Genomic DNA, 17195 nt, shown 5'->3' with positions numbered 1-17195 from the left:
AGCTTACAAAAAGTTCGTGAAAAATATTCTGATTTTTTTGTGTCCATTATATTCTCATTACGGTCCCAATGCGGCAGGATATGGTCCTGAAAACAGACGGTGTTTTGTACCGCATAGACAGCAGCAATGTTATACTGATCATATGTCCTGGAACAACATTCTGAACCGGGATAAACGGTAATTCCGCAAACAAAAGTACATATAAAGATTGGAGAGGTGAAGCAAGTATGAAACTTAGACAATTAAGATCCGACGAGTTTGAGATCAGCACCAAATTATCCGAATATGCCTTTCAATATACGCTAACACCGGAGCAGCGAGAATCCAATCAAAAGCATTTTAAACCTGAACGCTTCTGGGGGATTTTTGATGGAGAAGAGCTGCAAGCGAAACTGACCATCATCCCGCTGCAAGTTTATGTGCATGGAAACAAATTCGATATGGGTGGTATTGCCGGTGTGGCAACATGGCCCGAGAACCGCAGACAGGGACATGTATCCACCTTGCTCAAGCATGCATTGCAAGAGATGAAGAGCAAAGGCCAGACCCTTTCCTTCCTGCATCCGTTTTCGATTCCGTTCTATCGTAAATTTGGCTGGGAACTTTACGCGGAATACAAAAAATACACCATTCCGGTATCTAAATTCCCGCGTAAGGTGGAAGTGCCTGGCCGCATTGTAAGAGGCGTAACCGATATTCCAACACTGGACGGCATGTATCAAGCCTATGCCAGCCGCTATAACGGTACACTTGTGCGGGATGAAGCATGGTGGACAAGATTCGTGCTGCAGGGCGACAACCACAGCGTTGTTTATTATTCAGCGGAGGGCAAACCGACGGGCTACGCATTATATGAGCTCAAGGACAAAGATCTCGTGTGCGACGAATTTGTGTACCTGAATGAAGAAGCCCGAAGCGCACTCTGGACCTTTTTTGGAAACCATGATTCCAGGATTGAGCAGGTTACGATGACGATGGTACCTGGGGATGATCAGTTGCCGTTCATGCTGCCGGATCCACGCGTTACCCAGGAAATCGTCCCATACTTCATGGCCCGTATCGTAGATTTGAAATCCTTTGTGGAGCAGTACGCTTTTGAGGCTCATCAGGAAGCCGTAATGACCATAGAGGTGGAAGATTCCGTTGCGCCTTGGAATGCGGGCAGATGGAGGTTGTCCGTTAATCAAGAGGGGAAAGCGGAGCTGTCTGAGCTTCCGACCGATCAAGGGGAGCAGGCTGATCTGACCACCGATATTCAGACATTGTCTGCGCTGTTTACAGGTTACAAAAGAGCACAGGCGCTGCATGCCATTCACCGTTTGAACGGAAATCCAAAGGCCCTAACACAATTGGAGACGATGATTCCCGCTGGTCAAACCTACCTCATGGATTTCTTTTGAGAGAGGGAGAAGACTTGGTGATTCGCAAACTGTTGGCTGAAGAACTGGGGCGTCTCTTGGAAACAATAAACAGAGAGCAGCATTTCTTATACTATTCCTACCTAACGTTCCGGAAGAATCAAACCGTTCACTATGGGCAGTTCTCAGAATGCGGAGAGCTGCTGGGTGTTACGGCTTTCCTGAAGGGTCTGTCTTTCTACGCCTTTTCGGTTTATCCCCTTCAGACATCGTTTCGGTTTCGGTCCGTGCTGACCCGAATGAAACGAGATCTGGAATTACCCGATGGGGAAATAGGGAGCTTTATCGTGAATGAGGATGAATGGGAGGTTCTGAACGCTGAGATTGATGTGATGAAACCTCCCGCAGGCATCCTTCTCATGAAGCATCGGCATCTTGAAGATTTGCCGTTAGGGGATGACGAGGTGTTTCGTTTAGACCCCTCGTATTTTGACATGATCGAGTCGAAAATGGCGGAGTTCCATTCGATGGCTTTTGCAAGGGAAGAGCTTCATAATCCGTTCTATGGGGTTGTTCAGGATCAGGAGCTCATCGCTGTCGGCGGATACCATATTTATAGCGATGATTATGTGGAGCTTGGAAATATCGGCACGGATGCTGCGTGGAGGAGACAGGGGTACGGCAAAAAGGTGTGCGCGGAATTGACCCGTAAGGGGCGTGCAACCACTCCCCATGTGTATCTGAATGTGCTGGAGGATAACCTAAGCGCGGTACGTTTATATCAGTCCCTGGGATATGTGACGGTGTGCAAACAGTACATCGTTGAATTCGGTCTATAGTTAGGAGCAAAGGGGGAAGAAGCCTGATTTAACAGGCTTCTTTCGTTTTTTTATCGGAGGGTACAGGTTCAGTCCTGAACCTCCCGCTTGGAATATACATAAAGCTTCCCGTCATCTCCATATTCCGCGTATGCGATGTCTTCAAGGGAGTCAAAGCCTTGTTCCCGTGCTTTCGATTGGATCTCGCCCTGTTCAATGGGTTTGCCCAGCATCGATTCCTCGAGCAGCTTTCCCTTATCAATAACCGTTACCGTAAAGGTGTCCGGCTTGGCTTCTATGCCCATATCCTGGGCCGTGGGCGGCTCGTACTCGGGTTTACGCATGACGGACAGCGATCCGTCCGTTTCCAGTATGGCGTATTTGACTTCAGTTAACGAGAAAATGCTTTGCCGTCTCAGCATGGATAACAGCTGCTTATATTCCATATCGTATTTGTTCAACAAATTTTGGTTGAGCTTTCCGTTATCGATCAGGAGTACCGCCCGGCCTTCCGTTAAATATCCGAACTTAACAAAGTGGGTGGTTGCCTTCTCGAAGAGGTAAGACATCGTTGTCCAAAGCGCAAGCGCGAATAACAAATGATATAGGTTTACCTTATCATCATAGAGGCTTGCCCCGACGATTTCACTCAGAATTAAGGAGGACAAGAAGTCAAGCGGTGTAAGCTGGCTGATGGTTTTTCTCCCCGTAACAAATGTGATGATCCATAACCCGAAAAAGCTGACGATTAGTTTAATCCCTAAATCTATAAACATATCCATGGACAACCCTCCTTCAGCGTTCATGTTATATGGTAAGATATTAAACGTTTTGGCTTCAAGGAGAAACAAGGGAGATTTAACCTCCCATTTCGAGGGTTGACGATTACTTGAGAATTTCCGAAAAGCTCTCCTTGATCCCCTAAAACTTTACTCTTTTTAAATCAACCACTTGAAAACGACGCTACGTCATCTTGTAAGATGTATGTTGTGATAGAAAATTACGATCTATGTCATAAATACATACAGAAGGAGATGGTCGGAATGAACAAGGGAGATGTCATTATTTACGCTTGCGTCATCATTGGAGCGGGTATCGGTTTAGCGCTGGACAGCGCGTTTCCAGGAGTTCTGGTCGGTTTAGGCGTTGGATATTTGATTAAAATCTCATGGAACCATGAAGAAAAGTAACCATGATAGAGATATTTACATAGGTTATATTAGAGGGGAGTGGAAGTAATCCAAATTAACATGGAGCTATCATTCGGATTGGGTTTGACAATTAGAAAAAACTGACTTATAGTACTTTACTATCAGCAACGATCAAAGACATGATTCTTGAAACGACCTGCCCAGAGAGGGAAGTGATTGGTGAAAGCTTCCTCCGTGATTGTTTCTTGAATTACCCCTTTGTAGCTGTGTTTTTGAACCCTGATCGGTCGTTCGACAATCGACATGGAACTAGAAAACACCGAATCATCCCCGTTACCGGATGTCTGAATGAGGATCCGAAGAGCACGCTGGCAGTACGAGCGTTTGCCGTTTTCGGATCAAATTAGGGTGGAACCACGAGCTGAACGCACTCGTCCCTTCGGGATCGAGTGCTTTTTTGCGTTCAATCTAAATTTGATGGAGGGATAACAATGTCAATCGTAGTAACGCTGCCAGACGGAAGTAAAAAGGAGTATCCCGCACAAAGGACGATGAATCAAATCGCGGAATCCATCCATTCAGGTCTGAAGAAACAAGCCGTTGCAGCCAAAGTGAATGGGAAACTCGTGGATTTGGATCATAAGCTGTGTGAGGATGCGGAAGTAAGCATCATAACGCTGGACTCTGAGGATGGATTGTACGTGTATCGGCACAGCGCTGCTCATCTGATGGCCCAGGCCGTTAAACGGATTTATGGCAGCCAGTCCGTCCATTTGGGGGTAGGACCTGTCATTGAGGATGGTTTTTATTACGATATGGATTTGGGGCACTCGATTACGTCTGAAGACTTGATTGCCATTGAGCGAGAAATGCAGAAGATCGTTCAGGAAGACCTGCCGATTATTCGCAAGGAGGTGGGTCGTCAGGAGGCCGAGCGTATTTTCCAAGATGACCCGTACAAGATGGAGCTGATCCGCGAGTTACCGGCGGACGAGGTCATTTCGGTGTACGAGCAGGGAGAGTTTGTTGATTTGTGCAGGGGGCCGCATCTTCCTTCAACGGGCAGAATCAAGGCATTCAAATTAATGAGTGTGGCCGGCGCTTATTGGCGGGGGAACTCGGACAATAAAATGCTGCAAAGAATATATGGAACGGCGTTTCCCAAGAAGTCGCAGCTCGAAGAGCATCTGCTGCTGCTGGAAGAGGCCAAGAAACGGGATCATCGGAAGCTGGGAAAAGAGCTCGGGCTCTTTATGTTTTCGGAGGAAGCGCCTGGCATGCCTTTCTTTTTGCCGAACGGGATGATCATCCGCAATGAGCTGGAGCAATTCGCAAGAGGACTTCAGTTCCATCGCGATTATGATGAAGTGCGCACTCCGCTGATGATGAACAAGCGGCTGTGGGAAATGTCCGGTCACTGGGATCACTACAAAGACAATATGTATTTCACGCAAGTGGACGAGACGGAGTATGCCCTGAAGCCGATGAATTGTCCAGGGCATATGTTAGTCTACAAAAACTCGCTGCATTCCTACCGAGAGCTGCCTATTCGCATTTCCGAATTTGGCCAGGTGCACCGCCATGAATTCTCAGGCGCACTGAACGGTATGATGCGGGTGCGCACGTTTTGTCAGGATGATGCGCATATTTTTGTAAGACCCGATCAGATCCAGGAAGAAATCAAGCAGGTTATCGATTTTATCAGCCAGGTTTATCAAGTGTTTGGCTTTTATTATACAATCGAGTTATCGACAAGACCGGAAGATTCCATGGGCTCTGAGGAATTGTGGGAGCAGGCGGAGTCCTCCCTGAAGCAGGTGCTGGATCAACTGGGGCTGCCGTACCGGATAAATGAAGGGGATGGCGCGTTTTATGGTCCGAAAATCGATTTTCATATCTTGGATTCCTTAAAGCGAAGCTGGCAATGCGGCACCATTCAACTGGATTTCCAATTCCCTGAAAAATTCGATCTATCGTATATCGGAGAAGATAACCAGAAGCATCGGCCGGTTGTTATTCACCGGGCGGTATTTGGATCCATCGAGCGATTTATCGGGATTCTTACAGAGCATTACGGTGGGGCTTTCCCGATGTGGCTGGCTCCCGTACAGGTTATGATCATACCGGTATCCGACCATTACATCGATTACTCGTTAAAGGTGAAGAAGCGTCTGGAAAATGCCGGCATACGGGTGAACGTCGATGTAAGAAATGAAAAGCTGGGTTATAAAATTCGTGAAGCGGGTCTGCTGAAAACGCCTTACACGCTTGTTCTTGGCGAGAAGGAAATGAACTCCGATCACGTATCAGTCCGTAAACGGGGCGAGGGCGAACTTGGAGAGAGTGCCTTAGATGATGTAATCGCAAGGCTTCGGAATGAGATTGAGTCCAGGGGGATTTGAACATCCCATTGATGATATTCATCACCGTGCTTGATCCTTGAACATGGTATAATTTGGATATGTCTGAGGAGTGAAGCCCGTTAATGATGAAGGAGAGAGTACCTTGCAAACATACCAGAGCAAAGAAGCGTTCATCGCTGAAATTCAACGAACGTATAGCCTTTTTGACCAAGAATTTGATGAGGTACCAGAGGATAAAAGGAATCTTCGTATTAGTGAAGTCGATAGAACACCCCAAGAGATGATTGCCTATCAGCTGGGATGGCTAACGCTGGTGATGAGCTGGGAGAAGGATGAACTTGCGGGTAAAGAGGTTACGACGCCAACCCCTGACTTAAAATGGAATCAGTTGGGGGCGTTGTATCAGCAATTCTATCATACGTATGATGGATATTCTTTGGAAGAATTACGTTCGTTGTTAAAGCAGAGGACGATAGAATGGTGTGAATGGATCAACAGCTTGCGTGAGGAAGAGTTGTTTCATTCAGGGGTTCGCAAGTGGACGGTAACCAGTGCCAACTGGCCGATGTGGAAATGGCTGCACATCAATTCGGTCGCGCCGTACAAAAGCTTCAGAACCAAAATCCGAAAGTGGAAAAAGCATGCCGGCTAGACCGTATCGCTCGGCAGACATGAGGGGCCGTTCTATATAGACTTAGTTGCTTGATGTACGGCTCTCATAAACAGAAAGTGTATCAAATAAAGCCATGGCGGTGATCAGGATATTACTCCCACACCGCTAGGCTTCTTTTTAATTAAGATAGAGTTGGTCCATGGTATATTGAATGTACAAAAGAAACCGTTCCTTTGGGTCGTGCCTCCACTTTACCAAAGAACGGTTTCTTTGCGACTAAAAAATCAAGAAATCTGCACGGCGTAGCGGAGAGGACGAATCGATTCCGGACAAGCGTCAGCGCTCGCCTTTGCCCACACATTTCGTCCTTGCTCAGAACCATTCCAAGAAATGTGGGGGCAACAGCGATGGGAGGAACGATTCGTACATGGAGCGCTTCTAACAGCAAGAAGGGGCCTCCCCGAAGATTTTGATCTTTTGGGATAGCCTCTTTTTTTAGTTGGTTTCCAACGAAAAGGGATGGATTTGTTCCTTTATCACCACCTTAGGGCGCAAAAGTCAAAATATTGCACATCAAGGCAAAAATCGGCTCTACAAGAACCGGGTGACTCTCCTTATCATGAATCGTAATCATGATGGATTGGAAGGGAGCACGACGTTATGTGGAGCAGTGCGATTAAAGATGCTGTAGAGAAAATCCGGAAGAACATGGATACCTTCGGGACAAGATTTCCCCACGTCAGCAGGGACGGCGCTTATTTGCTGAATGACAATGACGACTGGACGAACGGTTTCTGGAGCGGTCTTCTCTGGCTATGTTATGAATACACGGGCGACGAGGCCTTTCAATTGGGCGCGAAACGAACGGTAGAAGATTTTCGCCGCCGCTTTGCAGAAAAAAAGGTGCTTGATCATCACGATATCGGATTTCTGTATTCCTTGTCCTCCAAAGCGGAGTGGATCATTGAGAAGAACGAGAGCGCCCGCCAATTGACGCTTGAGGCTGCGGAATTGCTGCTGAAACGCTGGCGTCCAGGCGGTGGATATATTCAAGCTTGGGGTCCTGAAGGAGATCAACAGGAGGGCGGCCGCATCATTATCGATTGTTTGATGAATCTGCCGCTGCTGTTCTGGGCGGGACAGCAAACCGGCAATCCCGTATATAGAGAGATCGCAATCATGCAGGCGGAGAAGACACGGCGTTATCTGGTACGGGGAGATGACAGCTCATACCATACCTTCTTCTTCGATCCGCATACGGGGGAGCCGATCGGAGGCGCCACGCATCAGGGTTATACGAACGGCTCGACATGGACGCGGGGACAAGCTTGGGGGGTGTACGGCTTCGCACTGGCTTATCAATATACGGGAGATCGTGTATACCTGGAAACCTCCAAACGAATGGCGAAGTATTTCCTGAAGCACTTACCGGAGGATCATGTCGCCTTTTGGGACTTTAACGCCCCCGTAAGCGCTGATACTTACCGCGACAGCTCGGCCTCCGCCATTGTGGCAGCAGGCTTGCTGGAACTGATTGGGCATTTGGATGAGGAGGATCCGGAAAGAACTGACTTTGAGCAAAGCCTGGAGGCTTCCATGACCTCGCTGGTACGAAATTACTCTACGCTCGGCAAGGAGGCGGAGGGTCTGCTGAAGCATGGCTCTTATCATGTACGCGGCGGATTGTCACCGGATGATTTCATGATCTGGGGGGATTATTTTTACCTGGAAGCTTTGATTCGGATGGAGACCGGGAGCAAGGGGTACTGGTATGAACGCTGATGCCACGGAAGCTTCGGTGAATGCCGTATGGGCTCTTTTGAATCTGGAGGATCCCGTTATGCGTTCGATACAGGATGCAGACGATCAAGGCCATCGGCGCGATATGCTGTGTAAGCTGCATAAACACTTCTCCTGTCGGAACACACCCGGATGGTGGATGAGCAGTGAGGATAAGCAGAAAATTACGGATTATGTGAAGCAATGCTGTGCAGATGAACTGGAAACCGTCATGAAGACGGCGGATGAGGTGGTGCAGCAGACGTTCCTGTTCCGCTTTCCATGGGATATGGAACGAAGCGTGATTCCCGTTACATTTGACGGTGATATTGACTGGTGCCATATTCCCGATCAAGACGTGGAGTGGGCCTATATGCTGAATCGCCACCGCTATTGGGTGGCGCTGGGACAAGCGTATGCGATGACAGGCGATGAGAAGTATGCAGCAGTGTTTAGCCAGCAGCTTGGAGACTGGATCGATCGGAATCCGGTACCTGGAGAACCTACGACGGATACGTTGACATGGCGTCCGATCGAGGCAGGTCTACGCAGCGTGAACTGGATCAAGGCACTTCGATACGTGATCGGTAGCCCTTCCCTGACTCCGTCATTGCTCGGTAAAACGCTGATTTCGCTTCACGAGCACGGGGAGTATCTGGCTGCTTCGTTCACCAGCTGGAAGCATATCAGCAACTGGGGAGTACTGGAAACTTGCGGTTTATACCATATTGCACTGTTCTTGCCCGAGTTCAGCAAGTCAGCACGGTGGCGGGAAATGGGAGAAGAGAGATTGAAGGAGACGGCGAGTCTTCAAATTATGGCGGATGGCATTCATTGGGAGCAATCGCCTACATACCATCATGAGGTGCTGGCTTGTTATCTTGACTGCATTCACCTCGCCAATCTCAACGGATTGGAGCTTGACGGTCCTTTTCGGCGTACGGTCCGCGAGATGGCCGAAGCCTCCCTGTACTGGGCGAAGCCAAATCACAGGCAGCCGATGCTGGGAGACAGCGACGATAGCGATATTCGTGGTATTCTGACCTATGCCGCGTGGTTATTTGGGGATTCCGTTCTGAGATATGGCGGACATGCTCGACCGGATTATGATAATGCCTGGCTGTTCGGCATAGACGGAATCCGTGAGTACAAAGCTATGGTTCCAGCGGAGCCGCCATCTCAGAGCCGGGCTTTTACCCATTCCGGTCATTATACGATGCGAACGGGTTGGGACGAAGATGCATTGTACCTTTGTTTTCACTGCGGCCCGCTTGGCGGAGGCCACGGTCACGCCGATATGCTGCACGTGGATCTTCATGCCTACGGCCGTGATCTGCTCACGGATCTTGGAAGGTATAACTATAGTGACCATACACCGCTGAGAAAAGCATTAAAGGAGAGCTCAGCCCATAACACAACGGTTGTCGACGAAATCGGGTTTACCGGAATCAAGGACACCTGGTCTTTCGACCGGATTGCCGCGCCGCTAGGCTGCAAATGGGTCAGCAGGCCGGAGTTTGACTATGTCGAGGGGGCGCATGACGGCTATCTCTATGGGAATGAACCGTTGTATCCGCGGAGAAGGATCATCTTTGTTAAGCCTTATTTTTGGCTGCTGATCGACAGCTTGGTGTGCCTTGAGCAGCATACCTTTACCCAGCATTTTCATTTTCCGCACACGCCAGGAGAAGTCGGGATCGAAGCTGAGTCATTGATATGCTGTACAAACACCCCCGGGGAGGCGAATCTATCGATTATCCCCGTACGCACAGACGGTCTGCGCGGAGAAGTTGGCGAGGGTGTAATATCCCGCGAATATAACCTGTGGGAACCGAATGCGAATGTGACTTACTCCCGGACGGGAAAAGGATTGATCAGCATCATGCAGGTGCTGTATCCTCATCGTCCAGGCGAAACGGCTTCTCCGCGAGTTCGTAAGGTCCCGGTATACCGTCATACGGGTGAGCGGGTTCATGACGGGCAAGCGGAGGCATGCGGTGTTCAGCTCCCGGGAATGGAAGAGGAGTTTATACTCGTTGTTAGTCACCGTGCGCCGTCAGGCCATTATGATTCTTTTGTGGTGGAGGACATGCAGATCTTCGGGGAGGTTGTGCTGATGACCCTTCAAGGCGGAAATAAGCATGCAACCGTCATCATTTAATGAATGCTTCCAGCACAGAGGACTGATAGAATAAAGAGGACAAGAGCATAAGAGAGGCGCAGAGAATATGTTCAAATTCACCTACTACAAACGCATCCAGCTGTCGTTTCTTTTGCTGATCTTTATTCCGCTGATCGCGGTTTCTATCATTTCATTTGTTCTGATTCGGGATACGATGGTAGAGAAGCTGCAGCTCAGCAACGAGAATGTCCTGAACGTCATGACGGATGAGCTGAGCAAGACGATTGACGATGTTACGTTTGCTTCCCATTTTATCGTGAACGATACGAATGTTCGCAATATCCTGAAGTCATTCGCAGACACCAAACGGCTGGCTACTTATCAGGATTATGTACATTTTAGACAAATTCAGGACGTATTTTCCCTGATTAATTCCAAGCCGCTGAATAATAATGTACGCATGTACTTGGTCAACCGTCAGCATTTTGTCATCTCATCCGGCACGGAGGATTTGACCGCCATTAACGGAAGTCTCGACAAACTGATGGAGCGCGTCGATCTGAGTAAACCGGAAACCCTGCAATGGCTTGGGATGGCCGGCGGCGACTCGTCAGGGAAAGGCAAGAGTTATTATATTGCCAGGGTCATCTATGACAGCCGAGAGAAGAGGCAAGTGTCCGTATTGCTTAGTGCCATTTCCGATTCGTACTTCAACAAGCTGCTGGGTACGATCGACTTCGGCAAGGTGGCGCTCTTTGATGCAAACGGGGAATTCATCGCAGGCAATTCCGGGTTGCTCCCGCATCATACGGAGACCAAGGGCAGTGTCCGAACGGACAAAACCATATTGAAATCGAACTGGAAGCTGGGTTACGAGGCCTCGGAGAAAGAGTGGTCGGGGCAAATCTCCCGGACTTTTTATACTGGTCTTGCGGGGGTTCTGCTGCTGTTTCTCGTGTTCTCCGGAATGTCCATCCTGATCGCCAAAAGGCTGCACAGTCCGATTCTTAAACTGCAGCGGGTCGTACGCCAGTTCGGAATGGGAAACCTGGATGTCAGACTGGAGGTCAAGGGCAAGGATGATATCGCCGAATTGGGGCAGACGCTGAATACGATGCTCGATCAATTGCAGCGGCTGATCCATGATATCGAACAGGAGCAGGAGCAGAAGCGAGTGATGGAGCTCGAGGCCTTGTTTATGCAAATCCGCCCACATTTTTTGATCAACACGCTGAATTCGATCAAATGCAGCCTGATCTTGACGAAGGATACGCTTCACAGTGGAATTATTGATTCCCTGATGAGTTTGCTCCGCGCCTATCTCAAGGTCAATGAGCCGGCCACCTTGCGCGAGGAATGCAAGCTGCTGGGCCACTATGTTGACATTATGAAAATCCGCAATGAAATCCCGCTTCATTTAGAGGTTGACCTGGATCCGGAAACCGAGGGACTCATCTTGCCGAAACTTATTTTGCAGCCCATCGTTGAGAATGCCATCGTCCACGGGCTTGTCGATCATCAAACTCCGCGCATTGAGATCCGTTCCCGAAGCAACCCGGACGGAATCAGAATCGAGATTATCAACAATGGCTTCGGCGCCGATGAAGACATGCTCCTATGTCTAAACCGTAGACTTGAAAGACCAAGCGGCGAGCAGAATGGTGCTTATGAGAGGGTCGGTCTTATGAACGTGATCCAAAGACTCCGATTGACCTTCGGACAGGAAGCGAGTTTGACACTCGCCAACCTTCCGCAGGGTGGAATGTCAGTTTCACTGTACTTGCCCCAAAGTCATCATCATGGTTTTTTACCGGAGGGAGAGGAAGAATGATGTACAGAGTAATGCTCATAGACGATGATGTTCCTATGCTCAAGGTACTGCAACAGATGATTGACTGGGAGGCAAACAATCTGCAGATTGCCGGCAGTACGTATTCCAGCGCGAAAGCGATGCACATGTTTGAGGAAGTCCGGCCGGACATTGTCATTACGGATATCGGACTGCCACAGAAAAACGGCATTGAGCTGGCGGACCATTTTATTCGCATGAAGCCGGAGGTTCGGATTATCTTCCTGACGTGTCATGAGGATTTTCATTATGCCCAGCAGGCCGTAAAACTGCAGGCGGATGACTATTTGATCAAAGATCAGCTTACGGCAGAGCAGCTGGAACAGAGCCTCGGCAAGTCCATGCACTTGTTAAAGACGCGGGCTGGTCTGATTAATCGCGAGGCAGCGAGTTACAATAGCCAGCTCTTTCGGCAGGATTTGCTGCAAAAGGTGCTCAATGGCTCTCCGTCCGAGGCCACTTTGGCTTATGCGGCGCAGATCGGCATTTCCTGGACGTATCCATGGTTTATGCTGGGGCTGGTCAGCATTCAGCTCTCCAGCTTTGACAAGCGCTTCAGACAATCGGAATTTCCGCTGATTTTATACGCTGTCTACAATATCGCGATGGAATTGTCCGAATCGTATGAAGGGATTACGCCGTTCATGGAGCAGGGGAACATTGTGATTCTGCATAACTTTAGGGTGAACCTCGCACAGAATGCCAGCTTGCATCTCCATAATTATTTGCAGCGGCTGCGTTATCAGTGCGTCCATTTTCTCAAAATTCAACTGAACGTTATCGCGGTTACGGACAAAATGGAATTAAGCTCGATTGGCTCCATTTATCAGGAAATTCTTCATGACAATTGCGAGTTTTACGAAAATTCCGACTATACGATATCCGAAATTTCTCAAATAAGATCGCGGTGGTTTCAAGCCGCGCCTCAGGGATTTCTAGATAGCTACGTTTCGGAGCTGGAACGGAAACTCATCAAGCAGGATCTCGACGGTATCCGTACGACCCTGCATAAAATCGCCAGCACCGCAAAAGAGCTGTCGATTGATCCGGCCGACTTTGCCAGGGATCTTTCCTCCATGCTGCGAGGTATCGAGCTGATGTTCTCCAGTCTCAAATTCGATGAGGATCTGTTTGCCTATCTTGCTTTAGCACGCACCTTGGAAGATATGATGGAACTGGTGGAGAGAAAGCTGACCCAGATGATCGGAACGCGGCAAGCGGGAGTGGGAAGCTCCACGAATGAACCGAAGCTGCAGGTGATCCAGCAATATATCGATCAGCATCTTGACGATAACATTACGTCGATCGACATGGCACGCTATCTGTTTTTGAATCCGAGCTATTTTTCGCGCTATTTCAAACGGATGACGGGGTTGACCTTTACGGATTACGTGCATCAATACAAAATGAAGATGGCTACCAAAATGCTCAGAATGTCCGGACAAAATCTGGAGTCCTTAGCTATGGGATTAGGTTATTCGGATCGGACGTATTTTTCAAAAGTGTTTAAAAAATACGTGGGGACCACACCCAGTGAATATAAAGCGAAATACACCGCACGAAAATAAGCGGACCGCTACCACATCGGTCACTTATACAGCATCAAAGCATAGGCTCCACTTTGTGGGGCTTCTTTAGGTCAAAATCTTGCACATGGCTGGTCATAATCCCTCCTTCTTGCCGATGGCGGATGTATTACTATAATGACAACTTACAAATTGTTGAGGTGATGCTAGATGGAGGCTGTACAACAACCAGTGCCCAAGAGCCGGCGGAAGTTTTGGACTCCCAAGCGGAAAGAGGCTTTGATCGGGTGGCTGTTTCTGGCCCCGGAAATCGTCGGGATGCTGCTATTAAACGTGTTTGCTCTTGGATTTTCTTTGTATTTAAGTTTATCCGATTGGGATATGCTGTCAGGCGTCCAGGGGATCGAGTTTACCGGATTTGATAACTACATCAAGATGTTCCATGATCCGACCATTATTCAAGCGATAAAAAACAATTTGATCTATATGGTTCTTACGGTGCCGATCCCGATTGCCATCGCTCTGGTGCTTTCGGTTTTGATTCACAACAGCGTGTTCTTCAAGAGTTATTTTAAAGTCGCATTTTTCATTCCTTATATCTCTTCGATTATCGCAGTTGCTGCGGTGTGGAGCGCATTATTCCACCCATCGCTGGGACCGATCAACCAGTTTCTGATGGATCTCGGGATCAGCAATCCGCCGAAATGGCTGGTCGATCCGAAAACGTCGCTCTTGGCGATTTCGATCATCAGTTCCTGGGCGGGCCTGGGCTACACGATCATTATCTATATGGCCGGGCTTACGAACATTTCGAATGAAATTTATGAAGCGGCGGATATTGACGGTGCCAGTGCAATTAAAAAGTTTTTTGCGATTACGGTTCCGATGCTCCGTCCGACAACCTTCTTCCTGTTAATTACGATGTTGATCGGCTCGTTTAAAGTGTTTGACATCATCGCCTTTTTAACGGAAGGCGGCCCGAACAATTCTTCTACCGTGCTTGTATTCCGCATCTATGAGGAAGGCTTTCAATATTACAATATGGGATACGCTTCGGCCATTTCCTGGCTGCTGTTCGCGATTATCGGTCTGATTACCGCGCTCACCTGGAAAATGAGAAATGAAGAATAAGGAGGGAGAGGAATGTACATGCAGCTTCTTCGAAAAAACCTGTCCAAAGTGGTAGTCACCTTTGTCATGGGGGCATTGTCCATTGTATTTCTCGTACCGCTCATCTGGATGATTTCCGCGGCTTTTAAATATGAGAAGGATGTTATGCGATTCCCGATTCAATGGATACCGGAAAAGGTGAATCTGGCGTACAATTTCAAGATGGTCTGGATGGGAAGAGTTCCCTTCTATGATTTCTATTTTAATTCTTTTAAAATAGCGATTATTACGACCCTAATCACCCTGATTATCTCATCCATGGCAGGTTATGCGCTAACGAAGATTCGATTCAAGGGACGGAATCTTGTTTTTATGGCCTTGCTCTCGTTCATGATCATTCCGGATCAGGCGACGCTCATTCCGCGGTTTCTGCTCATTCGCTGGTTTGGACTCTACAATACGCATGAGGCCATCATCTTCATGAGCATGTTCTCGATTTACTTTACGTTCCTGCTGCGTCAATTTATGAACGGGATCAGCGATGAATACTTGGAAGCGGCCAGAATTGACGGAGCGGGTCATCTGCGGACATTTGCTTCCATTATGGTTCCGCTGTGCAAGCCTGTGCTTGCTACGGTGGCGATTATTAAATTCATATGGACCTGGAACGATTACCAGAATCCGCTCATCTTCTTGCTGGACAAGGACTTATACACGATTCCGCTGGGGATGACGCTGTTCCGTGATGACTACACCAACAACTATGCCATTATGATGATGGCGTCAGTCTCGGCAATCATTCCGCTGGTCATTGTGTTCATCGCATTGCAAAAACAGGTTATAAACGGCATTGCTTTGGGCGGGGTAAAAGGTTGATACGAAGTCTAAAGTCAAAATTCAGAAGTTTGAAAAGTCAAAAATGTAATCCTAGAACCTCAAAATTGTGCACTTGATCAGCCATGCGGGTGCCTATAATGAACATGAAAACAGCACCACAACTAATTTATCTGTGCAGGGGGAAGTAAGATGAAGAAAAAAAGTAAACACAGATTATCCGTCATTCTTAGCACGATCCTGGCGAGCACCCTGGTATTAAGCGGCTGCGGGAAATCCGGGTCAGAAAGCGGTGCCAGCACGAACGGTGGAAGCGGTCAGACGGACAAGCAGGTTACCGTCAAGTACTACAACTGGGATAATGAAGCTCAACAGGCGGGAACGGACGCCATGCTCCAGGAATTTATGGATCAGAATCCGAATATCAAGGTCGAGCATGTGGTCCTGGTTCCCGGCGATTCCGTGGAAATGTTGAAAAAGCTGGATTTTCTGATCTCATCCGGTGAAGCGATCGATGTTATTCAATTCCCAAGCTTGGGCGGAGTTCTCGAACGGGCCTCACGTGGAGCCCTTGCTCCCTTGAACGAGTTCTATGAGCAGGAAAGTCTCGTTCCGGAAGACGAATACTTTGTTAATGCTAAGCTAGAAGACAAGTATTATGGCATGCAGTACACCAAGAGCACCAACTATGTGATGCTCAACAAGGATGCCCTGGATGAAGCGGGACTTGAGGTTCCGAAATTCGGCTGGACTTGGGATGATTACCGCGACTATTCCAAAAAGTTGACCAAGGGCGAAGGTGTTGACAAGCGTTACGGTTCTTACTTCCATACATGGGAGCTATATATGAACGCTCCGGCGCAGACCATGATGAAAGATCCGTTCGTATATGAGGACGGAACGACCATTCTGGCAGATCCGACCTACAAATACTTCTTCCAGCTCCGCAAAGATATGGAGGAGGCGGACAAGTCGGCCAAACCTTACAGTGACGTGCTTGCCGCGAAGCTGAACTACCGTACCGAATTTTTTAATGAAGTAGCTGCTATGATTCTTACAGGCAACTTTACGGTAGCGGATCCAGGCAATACCGAGCAATATCCGCATGATTTCAAAACAGCTTTCGCTCCTGTACCTGTGCCTCCTGCAGGATCGGAACCTAAAGAGTATGAAGGAAAATACTTCACCAGCGGCAATATGCTGGCGCTGGGTGCCAATTCCACCAACAAGGAAGCCTCCTTCAAGCTTATGAGATTCATGACAACAGCCGATTCGGACAACAGACTTGAGTTCTCTGGATACAAGAAAGCGAATAACGAAGAATTGTTGACAAAGCTGGTTGCCGGTAAAGAGGATAAGTACGATATGGAGTCGTTGAAATATACGCTGTTTAGCGATGAAATCCAGTATCTTGATGCAGCCAAAGTCATGATGACGGATACTTCGGAATTGACCAAGATCATTAATGACGGCTTTGCGAAATTCATGCTCAGCAACGAACCGATTGATGAGGTTCAACAATGGATGGTCGATGAGGCTACAAAAATTATTAACGAAAAAGGCGTTGTCAAGTAACGGGGCAATGCAAGAGGTATGAGAATCCTGGTAGGAAACGGGTTTCGGGGGGCCATTTAACGGGCTTCCCCAAAGCCCTTTTTTTTACGACTGGTGA

General features: G+C 48.3%; 13 protein-coding genes. 12 read left to right on the top strand and 1 reads right to left on the bottom strand.

Features of this window, described 5'->3' with window-relative positions; genetic code table 11:
• Positions 1-227: 227 nt before the first annotated feature.
• Positions 228-1400, top strand: a complete 1173-nt coding sequence (locus AK95_RS32370; protein ID WP_071224139.1) for a GNAT family N-acetyltransferase — start codon at positions 228-230, stop codon at positions 1398-1400.
• Positions 1401-1417: 17 nt separating this feature from the next.
• Entirely contained in the window at positions 1418-2197 is a 780-nt protein-coding gene (locus AK95_RS32365; protein ID WP_071224137.1) for a GNAT family N-acetyltransferase, read from the top strand.
• Between the two features lie 68 nt (positions 2198-2265).
• Here AK95_RS32365 and AK95_RS32360 read toward each other — a convergent pair whose 3' ends face one another.
• Entirely contained in the window at positions 2266-2958 is a 693-nt protein-coding gene (locus AK95_RS32360; RefSeq protein ID WP_071224135.1) for a DUF421 domain-containing protein, read from the bottom strand.
• A gap of 261 nt (positions 2959-3219) precedes the next feature.
• Between AK95_RS32360 and AK95_RS34665 the strand changes: the two genes are divergently transcribed.
• The 10 genes from AK95_RS34665 (at position 3220) to AK95_RS32310 (ending at position 17098) form a co-directional block, all read left to right on the top strand.
• Positions 3220-3366, top strand: a complete 147-nt coding sequence (locus tag AK95_RS34665) for a hypothetical protein (protein ID WP_194542298.1) — start codon at positions 3220-3222, stop codon at positions 3364-3366.
• A gap of 452 nt (positions 3367-3818) precedes the next feature.
• Positions 3819-5729 (top strand): threonine--tRNA ligase, encoded by a 1911-nt coding sequence (gene thrS, locus AK95_RS32355; RefSeq protein WP_071224133.1) that lies wholly within the window; start codon positions 3819-3821, stop codon positions 5727-5729.
• 103 nt (positions 5730-5832) lie between these two features.
• Positions 5833-6342, top strand: a complete 510-nt coding sequence (locus AK95_RS32350) for a ClbS/DfsB family four-helix bundle protein (RefSeq protein WP_071224131.1) — start codon at positions 5833-5835, stop codon at positions 6340-6342.
• A 621-nt stretch (positions 6343-6963) separates the two neighbouring features.
• The gene (locus AK95_RS32340; protein WP_071224127.1) at positions 6964-8085 is read left to right on the top strand and encodes a glycoside hydrolase family 88 protein; all 1122 of its coding nucleotides are present in this window, start codon (positions 6964-6966) and stop codon (positions 8083-8085) included.
• Positions 8075-10243: an alginate lyase family protein gene (locus tag AK95_RS32335; protein ID WP_071224125.1), complete on the top strand. Its 2169-nt coding sequence runs from the start codon at positions 8075-8077 to the stop codon at positions 10241-10243. The genes AK95_RS32340 and AK95_RS32335 overlap by 11 nt, the downstream gene beginning before the upstream one ends.
• Positions 10244-10310: 67 nt before the next feature.
• Positions 10311-12035, top strand: coding sequence for a cache domain-containing sensor histidine kinase (locus AK95_RS32330; RefSeq protein WP_071224123.1), 1725 nt, complete (start codon positions 10311-10313; stop codon positions 12033-12035).
• A complete protein-coding gene (locus tag AK95_RS32325) occupies positions 12032-13621 on the top strand; it encodes a response regulator transcription factor (RefSeq protein ID WP_083397788.1) in 1590 nt (529 codons plus the stop codon). Before AK95_RS32330 ends, AK95_RS32325 begins: the two co-directional genes overlap by 4 nt.
• Before the next feature lie 168 nt (positions 13622-13789).
• A complete protein-coding gene (locus tag AK95_RS32320; protein ID WP_009593494.1) occupies positions 13790-14710 on the top strand; it encodes a carbohydrate ABC transporter permease in 921 nt (306 codons plus the stop codon).
• Positions 14711-14728: 18 nt separating this feature from the next.
• A complete protein-coding gene (locus AK95_RS32315; protein WP_071224383.1) occupies positions 14729-15565 on the top strand; it encodes a carbohydrate ABC transporter permease in 837 nt (278 codons plus the stop codon).
• Positions 15566-15715: 150 nt separating this feature from the next.
• Complete coding sequence (locus AK95_RS32310) at positions 15716-17098, top strand: ABC transporter substrate-binding protein (protein ID WP_071224121.1); 1383 nt, start codon at positions 15716-15718, stop codon at positions 17096-17098.
• The last annotated feature ends 97 nt before the right edge of the window (positions 17099-17195 follow it).

The organism is Paenibacillus sp. LC231 (assembly GCF_001860525.1).
Taxonomy (GTDB): domain Bacteria; phylum Bacillota; class Bacilli; order Paenibacillales; family Paenibacillaceae; genus Paenibacillus_AQ.
Note: the sequence above shows the minus strand (reverse complement) of the source record. Positions and strands in the feature narration are given on the sequence as shown.

Coding starts and splice junctions, on each gene's coding strand:
- AK95_RS32360 (WP_071224135.1), bottom strand. CDS start 2,958: ATGGATATGTTTATAGATTTAGGGATTAAACTAATCGTCAGCTTTTTC.
- AK95_RS34665 (WP_194542298.1), top strand. CDS start 3,220: ATGAACAAGGGAGATGTCATTATTTACGCTTGCGTCATCATTGGAGCG.
- AK95_RS32310 (WP_071224121.1), top strand. CDS start 15,716: ATGAAGAAAAAAAGTAAACACAGATTATCCGTCATTCTTAGCACGATC.
- thrS (WP_071224133.1), top strand. CDS start 3,819: ATGTCAATCGTAGTAACGCTGCCAGACGGAAGTAAAAAGGAGTATCCC.
- AK95_RS32330 (WP_071224123.1), top strand. CDS start 10,311: ATGTTCAAATTCACCTACTACAAACGCATCCAGCTGTCGTTTCTTTTG.
- AK95_RS32320 (WP_009593494.1), top strand. CDS start 13,790: ATGGAGGCTGTACAACAACCAGTGCCCAAGAGCCGGCGGAAGTTTTGG.
- AK95_RS32315 (WP_071224383.1), top strand. CDS start 14,729: ATGCAGCTTCTTCGAAAAAACCTGTCCAAAGTGGTAGTCACCTTTGTC.
- AK95_RS32370 (WP_071224139.1), top strand. CDS start 228: ATGAAACTTAGACAATTAAGATCCGACGAGTTTGAGATCAGCACCAAA.
- AK95_RS32340 (WP_071224127.1), top strand. CDS start 6,964: ATGTGGAGCAGTGCGATTAAAGATGCTGTAGAGAAAATCCGGAAGAAC.
- AK95_RS32325 (WP_083397788.1), top strand. CDS start 12,032: ATGATGTACAGAGTAATGCTCATAGACGATGATGTTCCTATGCTCAAG.
- AK95_RS32335 (WP_071224125.1), top strand. CDS start 8,075: ATGAACGCTGATGCCACGGAAGCTTCGGTGAATGCCGTATGGGCTCTT.